Source organism: Psychrobacter sp. PSi21, assembly GCF_054960615.1.
This window is the reverse complement of record NZ_JBHNYR010000048.1, coordinates 1-726: the sequence shown is the minus strand read 5'-3', so window position 1 is coordinate 726 and position 726 is coordinate 1. Positions and strand designations below refer to the sequence as shown.

Below are 726 nucleotides of genomic sequence, written 5' to 3'. Positions count from 1 at the left end.
TCAAATTGCTGGTCGAGCACATTTGGATAGATAAGCTTATTGTGGTTAGAGTCTGTGGTGACTTTAAAGCGTTTATGGCGACGGCATTTAATGTTATGTTCCTCTTTAATGCTTCTAACCATGTATAGGCTAATGTCGTGGCCTTGCTCTATGAGCTTTGCATGCAAACGTTCATAACCATAACGTTCTTTACTTTCATTGTGAGCGGCTTTAACTAGTAGCTCACAATGGTTACGATGTATCTTCTGATCGCTGATATCGCGACTACTCCAGTCGTAATAGCTTGAGGGTTTAACGCGTAACACACGGCACATAGTAGTAATGCTGAAGAGGAACTGGTTGTCTTTAATGAAGGCGTACCTTACTAGCTGTGCTTGGCGAAGTACGCCGTCGCCTTTTTTAATATCTCTCGCTCCTCTTCGGCAACTTTAAGTTGTCGCTTGAGCTGCTTTATTTCTTGTAGAGCTGTAATAAGATCAGGATCATATTGCTCAGTGCCCATAAGCTTGCCTTGATTGGCTTTGTTCTGCCAGTTTGATAACGTTTGCATGGCGATGCCAAGTTGCTTGGCTGTGGCTGAAACATTACCGTTATTGTCCGCTATCTTCTTGACAGCCTCAGCTTTAAATTCGTCACTGTAGGTTCTTACTTTCTTAGTCATGGTAAACTCCGGTTAATACGCTTAGTTTACCAAGTTTAGCTCTACGGTTTTTTCAGCATAGCTCA

The 726-nt window shown here is 42.4% G+C and carries 1 pseudogene; it reads right to left on the bottom strand.

What is annotated here, in order from left to right:
- Positions 1 to 661: pseudogene (locus ACFI32_RS14825) on the bottom strand (transposase); the annotation flags it as partial.
- Positions 662 to 726: the final 65 nt, after the last annotated feature.